The following is a 6755-nucleotide window of genomic DNA, read 5'->3' as shown; positions in this document are numbered from 1 at the left end:
TCGTCACGGGCCCCTCGCCGAAGCCGGTGCGCCGCGTCGTGCCAATCGTGGAGGGCCTATGGGACTGGCCATCCAGCAGGAGGAGTTCACTCCGGAGGAGCACACGCGGTTCGTGGCGCGGCTCGCGGAGAGCCTGGAGGCGCTGCGGCAGGTGCTCCGGCGCCCCGGCTTCGGCGAGGGGCCCGTGACGATGGGCGCGGAGCTGGAGGTGGCGCTGGTGGACGGCGCGGGTTCGCCGCTGCCGGTGAACCAGCAGGTGCTGGCGAAGTCGAAGGATGACCGGCTGACGCTGGAGCTCAACCGCTTCAACATGGAGATGAACCTGCGCCCCTCGCTGCTCGCGGGGCGGCCCTTCACAGGGCTCCAGGCCCAGCTGGACGACGTGCTGTCGGAGCTCAAGCGCGCGGCGGCCACGGAGGGCGCGCGCGTGGCGGCGGTGGGCATCCTGCCCACGCTGCGGCAGGCGGACCTGGGGAAGAACGCGCTCACGCCGCAGCCGCGTTACCGGGCGCTGTCCGCGGCCATCCGCAAGCGGCGCGGCGGGCCCTTCCAGGTGGCCATCGCGGGCGACGACACGCTCAACCTCACCTGGGAGGACGTGACGCTGGAGGGGGCGAACACGTCGCTCCAGTTCCACTTGCGCGTGGCCCCGGAGGACTTCGCGCGCGTGTACAACGCCGCGCAGCTGGCCACCGGGCCGGTGCTGGCCGCGTGCGGCAACTCGCCGGTGTTCCTGGGCAAGCGGCTGTGGGAGGAGACGCGCGTGGCGCTCTTCCAGCAGGCCACCGACGACCGCAGCGACAGCGACGAGGCCGCGCACCTGCACCCGCGCGTGACGTTCGGACACGGCTGGGTGCGCGAGGGCCCGCACGAGCTGTTCGCGGAGGCGGTGGCGCTCCACCCTGCGCTGCTGCCGGTGATGGGGCAGGAGTCCCCGCTGGAGGTGGTGGCCGCCGGGGGCCTGCCGAAGCTGGAGGAGCTGCGGCTGCACCAGGGCACGGTCTGGGCGTGGAACCGGGCCGTCTATGATCCGCACGGCGAAGGCCACGTGCGCATCGAGTTCCGCGCGCTGCCATCCGGCCCCACGCCGGTGGACATGGTGGCCAACGGCGCGTTCCTGCTGGGGCTGACGCTGGGGCTCGCGGAGCGGGTGGACGCGCTGCTGCCGGCGCTGCCCTTCTGGCAGGCGCGGCGCAACTTCAAGCAGGCGGCGCACTACGGCCTGGGCGCGGCGCTGCTGTGGCCGGCGGAGACCGCGCCCAGCCCCCGGGTGCTGCCGGCGGTGGAGCTGGTGAAGCAGCTCTTGCCGGTGGCGAGGCGCGGGCTGGTGGAGGCCGGGGTGGACGTGGCGGAGGCGGAGGGGCTCCTGGACATCATCGCCCGGCGCGTGGCGCTCCAGCGGACCGGGGCGCGCTGGCAGCGGGCGGTGCTGGAGCGGCTGGAGGCCCAGATGCCCCGCCAGGACGCGCTGGCGGCCATGCTGGAGCGCTACCTGGAGCTGTCCGAGGAGGGGCTGCCGGTGCACACCTGGCCGGTGGAGCGCTGAAGGCTGGGGGGCCTTGTCGGGACGGGGCCGTCGCGGTGAATAATCCGGCCATCCTGAAGGTCAGCTGGCGAGGCCTCGTGCCTCGCGCTGAAGGGTGCCGTTCCCGTGATTGCCTCGCTCCTTGCTTCGTTCCGCTCCGGCGCCCGCCGGAGGTCCTTCCTCGTGCCGGCGCTCCTGTGCGCGGGCGCACTGGCCGCGTGCTCGACCACCCGGGGCCACGCCAACGACCTGGCGGAGAAGGGCCGCTTCGTGGAGGCGGCCGAGGTCTACGTGAAGCTCCTCAATGACGAGCCGAACAACCCCGAGTATCGCGCGTCGCTGGACGACCTGCGCTGGCGCGGCCTGTCGCAGCTGCTCACCCAGGCGCGGCAGGCGCGGGTGGAGGGGCGGGACGAGGACGCGGAGGCGAACCTGGAGCAGTTCTTCGCCTACAAGGTGAAGTGGAACTCCAAGCTGGATGGCGGCATGGAGAGCTCGCTCCTGGAGGAGATGGCGGGCACGCACCGGCACCTGCGCCAGCTCATCATCGAGCAGGCGAAGCGGGGCCACGCGCTGACGGCGGAGTCGCACCTGGACCGCAAGCGCGCGCTCCTGGCCCACCCGGAGATGGCGCCCATCCGCCGCGACATGGAGGAGGCGGTGGCGCAGGGCGGCGCGGCGACGTGCGCGAACCTGAAGCAGTCGCTGTCCGGCGGCGCGCAGCACTGGGCGGAGCTGGTGTCGCGCTACTGCGGGCACTACCAGCAGTCCGCGCCCCGCGCGGGGATGTTCCCGGAGGCGCTGGGCGTGCCCACGTGGCAGGTGTCCGTGGATGGCATCAGCAACGACGTGGTGCAGTACCTGATGACGCGGCTGTCGGGCGCGTTCGAGGCCTCGCCCTGGTACTCGGAGGCGTCCCAGCGCCACGCGCCGATGACCATCTCCGGGAGCCTGAGCGAGCGGCGCATCAGCGAGCCGGTGACGCTGACGGCGCCGTGGACGGAGCGCGTGCCGTACACGGACCACGAGGACCGCACCGCGACGGCGGAGGTGCCGTACACGGTGGAGGAGTCCTACGAAGACAAGGGCGTGATGAAGAAGCGCCTCGTCCAGCAGAAGAAGACGGTCGAGTACAAGACGACGGTGGAGGTGACGAAGTACCGCGACGTGTCTCGCTCGTTCGACTACCACGCGCAGCGGCGGGGCGTGGAGTACCACTTCGCGGTGGTGGCCCAGGGCATCCTCCAGGAGCGGCACGCGCCGCTGGCCGTGAAGGCGGAGAACGCCCTGGAGGCCTCCGGCTACGAGCACAACATCACCTTCGAGCCCGGCGGCGTGCGGCCCGTGAAGTTCGAGCGGCCCAACAAGGAAGGCTGGCTGGACGGCCAGCTGCGTGGCTACGAGCAGACCTTCTTCGCCTCGCTCATGTCGCGCTGGCAGGACGCGTTCTGTGCCGCGCCCGCCTTCGCGGTGGAGGACGCGGCCCGCTGCGCGCGAGGCGGCGTGGCGCTGCCCGGCCCCGCGAAGCAGGCCCTGACGGACACGCTGGGCGACGACGCGGCGCAGGTGCACCGGCTGTTCGTCTGGAACTGAAGGCGCACGGCACCGGAGCCGGGCGCTTCGCCGTGCCCGCTCCGGCGTTGCTGGCGTCAGTCCTCGGTGGATGGCGCGGACTGGCGGCCGCGCTCAGCCTTCGTCCTCCGCGCCCTTGCGCAGGCCCAGCATGCGGCGCAGCTCGCGCGCGGACTGGCGGCTCACCTCCACGGAGTGTCCCCGCGCCGTGCGCGCCAGGTATCCGCCCGTCTCCAGCGGCTCCAGCCGCGTCACGTGGGACAGGTTGAGCAGCGCGCGGCGGTGCACCCGGTGGAAGTGCTCCGGGGGCAGCTTGTCCGCCAGCTCGTTGAGCGTGAAGTCGGTGAGGTAGTCGCCCTGCGCGGTGAACACCGTCACCAGCTCGTCCTCCAGCGACGCGTGGGAGATGGCGTCCGGCGACACCAGCACCAGCCCCTGCCGCGTCGGGATGGGCAGCCGCGTCAGCGCCGGCTTCTCCGCCGCTGACGCCGGAGCTGTCACCGGGACGGGCTTCACCCGCGCCGGCAGCCGCGCCCGCGCGCGCTCCAGCGCCTTCTGCAGCCGCGCCGCCTCCACGGGCTTGAGGACGTAGTCCACCGCGCCGTGCTCGAAGGCGTTCACCGCGTGCTCCGCGTGCGCGGTGCAGAAGATGACGTGGGGCCCGCCCTCCGGCAGCAGCGCCATCGCGTCCAGCCCGCTCAGGCCCGGCATGTGGATGTCCAGCAGCACCACGTCCACGCCGCCCGCGCGCACCGCCGCGAGCACCGAGTCCCCATCCACCGCCTCGCCGTGGACGCTCACGTCCGGCAGCGCGGCCAGCAGGCGGGACAGGCGCTTCCTGGCCAGCAGTTCATCGTCGGCGATGAGGACGCGCAGGGGCTCTCTCACGTGAGGACTCCGGGTTGGGGGCCCTGGCGGGGCAGGGTGACGGTGACACGGGTGCGCCCGTCGGCGCTCTCCAGGGACAGGAGCGCGTGGCCTCCATAGGCCAGCGCCAGCCGCCGCTCCACGGTGGGCAGGCCCACGCTGCCCTCGCGCGGGCCCTTGGACGCGCCCGGGTTGTCGAGCGTCACCACCACCGCCCCCTCGCGCGCGGCCACCTCCACGCTCAGCGGGCCCCGGTGGCCGGCCGCCGGGCCGTGCTTCACCGCGTTCTCCGCCAGCGGCAGCAGCAACAGCGGCGGCACGGGCACGTCCGAAAGCCCGTCCGCCACGTCCATGCTCAGCTGGAACAAGTCCGGGTCTCGCAAGAGGTGCAGGTCGAAGAGCGTGCGCATCAGCTCCAGCTCCTGCGACAGCGGCCAGGTGACGCTGCGCACGCCCGCGAGCACCGAGCGGAGCATCGTGGACAGCCGCAGCACCGCGGCCTCGGCGACGGCGCCGTCCTCGCGGCACCACTCCGCGATGGCGTTCAGCGTGTTGAAGAGGAAGTGCGGATCCAGGTGGCTGCGCAGCGCCAGCAGCTGCGCCTGCTCGGCCTCCCAGGCGAAGCGGGTGGCGCGGGCGCGCTCACGGGCCAGCGTCTCCTCGAAGCCGATGTCCCGCCCCAACCCCCAGCCCGCGACGAGGAACAGGCCGCCGCAGATGGCCAGGTTGTACGGCTCCGACAGGAACGTGTCCTGCATCAGCATGACGCGCGGCAGGGCGTAGCCCACCGACAGCACCACGCCGCTGCCCACCGCCGCGTAGAGCAGCAAGCGGATGCCGCCGTGGCTCAGGTCCAGCCCTTCCGGGAACAGCACCCGGTACGACACGGGCGCCACCGCGACGCACAGCAGGCACAGCAAGAGGCCAATCCAGAACGCGCGAGGATCCAGGCTCCAGCGCACCTGGGCCACCAGCAGCGGGATGGACACCAGGACGATGGGGGCCAGCCGCCACGGCGCGACGAGCGCGCGCAGCGTGGCGCGAACGATGGAGCCTTCCGACGACGTCTCCTGCATGCGGAGGCGGAAGGCTACACCGTCCCGGGTCCTAGCGCTGGGGGACGGGCGCGGGGACCAGGTCCAGGACGAGCGCCCCGGCGAGGAGCGCGGGGAAGAAGAGGACGGCGAGCATGGACAGGAGCGGCGAGCGCAGTGAGAACATGGGGGGCTTCTCCAGTGTCCGTGAAACATGCCCACGGACTCTGGCATCGACCCAGGGACCCTCCAGGGAGGGTTGCCCCCGGCCGTCGCGAGTCCGGGGTGAGCGGTCGCTCAGGCGCTCCGGGCGGCACCCGCCGCTGTCCCCCCCAGCGCCTCCGCCAGCCGCGCCGCCTCCTTGAGGCAGTCGTTGACGCCCACGCCCCGGTACGCGTTGCCGGCGAGGTGCAGGCCGGGCCAGCGCTTCAGCCGCTCCTCCATCGCCGCCAGGCGCTCCAGGTGGCCCACGGTGTACTGCGGAATCCCGCGCGGCCAGCGGAACACCTCCGTCAGCTCCGGCGTCGCGGTGAGCCCCGCCATCGCCTTCAGCTCCTCGCGCGCCAGCGCCACCAGCGCGTCCTCGTCCCGGGAGACGACCTCCGGCCGCCGCGCGCCGCCCATCAGGCACGTCAGCAGCACGCGCCCGCCCTCCACGCGGAAGGGGAACGTGGTGGAGACGTGGATGGTGCCCAGCATCGCCGTGCCCTCCACCGCCGGAATCAGGAACCCGAACCCGTCCGGCTTCGGCACCGTCCCCGGCGCGAAGCCCAGGTGCACCACGGCGATGGGCGCGTACGGGATGGCGTCCGCCTTCTGGGCCAGCTCCGCGTCCAGCGGGCGCACGAGCGAAGCCGCCACGTGCGCGGGCACCGCCAGCACCACGTGCGACGCGCTCAGCTCCGACAGCTGGCCCCGCTGCTGGTACCGCACCCTCCAGCCGTCCGCCGCGCGCTCCAGCCCCTCCACCTTCGCGTCCATGCGCACGCTGTCGCCCAGCGCCTTCGCCAGCGCGTCCACCAGCACGCCCAGGCCGCCGTCGAACGTGCTCATCTGTCCGGTGAGCCGGGGCCCTGACTCCACCGCGCCCGCGCCCTTCGCCTGCCGCGCCGCGCGCTGCGCACGGATGGCGCCCAGGATGAGGCTGCGGTGCTCCCGCTCGAACTTCACCAGCTGCGGGAACGTGGCCTCCGCGCTGAGCTGCTCCGGGTCGCCCGCGTAGGTGCCCGTCTGCATCGCGTCCAGCAGCACCGCCGTCGCCTCACGCCCCAGGTGGCGCCGCCCCAGCTGGGCCAGGGACTCGTCCGCACCCGTGGGGTTGCGTCCGCTGAACAGCTCCCCCACCACCCGCAGGCGGGAAGCAAGCGGGAGGATGTCGGATTTCAGGAAGGCCGGTGGCGATGTGGGCAGGGCTCGCAGGGCACCACGGGTGAAAACGTAACGGTTCTTCGCCGCCGCATCCGCCGGACGAATCCGGGATGACACTCCCAGCGCTTCCGCCAGTTCACGCGTCGTGGGTTCCCGGTCCAGGAAGCTGTTGGGCCCCGCCTCCAACAGGTAGCCCCCGCGTGCGTGGGTCTGCACGTTTCCACCCACGCGTGACGTCGACTCCAGCACCACGGCATCAGTACCGCGAGCCCGCAATTGATAGGCCAGCGCCAGTCCGGTGATGCCTCCCCCAATGACCGCGACCGTCATGTCGTCCTACTCCCGAGCTTGTCGTGAGGTGAGCAACCCCGGGCGCCTTAGTGCGAAGG

General features: G+C 72.7%; 5 protein-coding genes. 2 read left to right on the top strand and 3 right to left on the bottom strand.

The window, feature by feature from the left end:
* Positions 1-58 precede the first annotated feature (58 nt).
* Complete coding sequence (locus D7W82_RS23650) at positions 59-1546, top strand: glutamate--cysteine ligase (RefSeq protein WP_120620514.1); 1488 nt, start codon at positions 59-61, stop codon at positions 1544-1546.
* A 105-nt stretch (positions 1547-1651) separates the two neighbouring features.
* A complete protein-coding gene (locus tag D7W82_RS23645) occupies positions 1652-3118 on the top strand; it encodes a hypothetical protein (protein ID WP_147439496.1) in 1467 nt (488 codons plus the stop codon).
* A 93-nt stretch (positions 3119-3211) separates the two neighbouring features.
* On the opposite strand, the gene D7W82_RS23640 is transcribed toward D7W82_RS23645, so the two are convergent.
* The 3 genes from D7W82_RS23640 to hemG all read right to left on the bottom strand — a co-directional run bounded on the left by D7W82_RS23640 (position 3212) and on the right by hemG (position 6696).
* Complete coding sequence (locus tag D7W82_RS23640) at positions 3212-3985, bottom strand: LytTR family DNA-binding domain-containing protein (RefSeq protein WP_120620512.1); 774 nt, start codon at positions 3983-3985, stop codon at positions 3212-3214.
* A complete protein-coding gene (locus D7W82_RS23635; RefSeq protein ID WP_120620511.1) occupies positions 3982-5040 on the bottom strand; it encodes a sensor histidine kinase in 1059 nt (352 codons plus the stop codon). Before D7W82_RS23635 ends, D7W82_RS23640 begins: the two co-directional genes overlap by 4 nt.
* A gap of 255 nt (positions 5041-5295) precedes the next feature.
* Entirely contained in the window at positions 5296-6696 is a 1401-nt protein-coding gene (gene hemG, locus D7W82_RS23630; RefSeq protein ID WP_120620510.1) for a protoporphyrinogen oxidase, read from the bottom strand.
* Between the last annotated feature and the right edge of the window lie 59 nt (positions 6697-6755).

The sequence above is a fragment of the Corallococcus sp. CA049B genome, from assembly GCF_003611685.1.
Taxonomy (GTDB): Bacteria; Myxococcota; Myxococcia; order Myxococcales; family Myxococcaceae; genus Corallococcus; species Corallococcus coralloides.
Note: the sequence above shows the minus strand (reverse complement) of the source record. Positions and strands in the feature narration are given on the sequence as shown.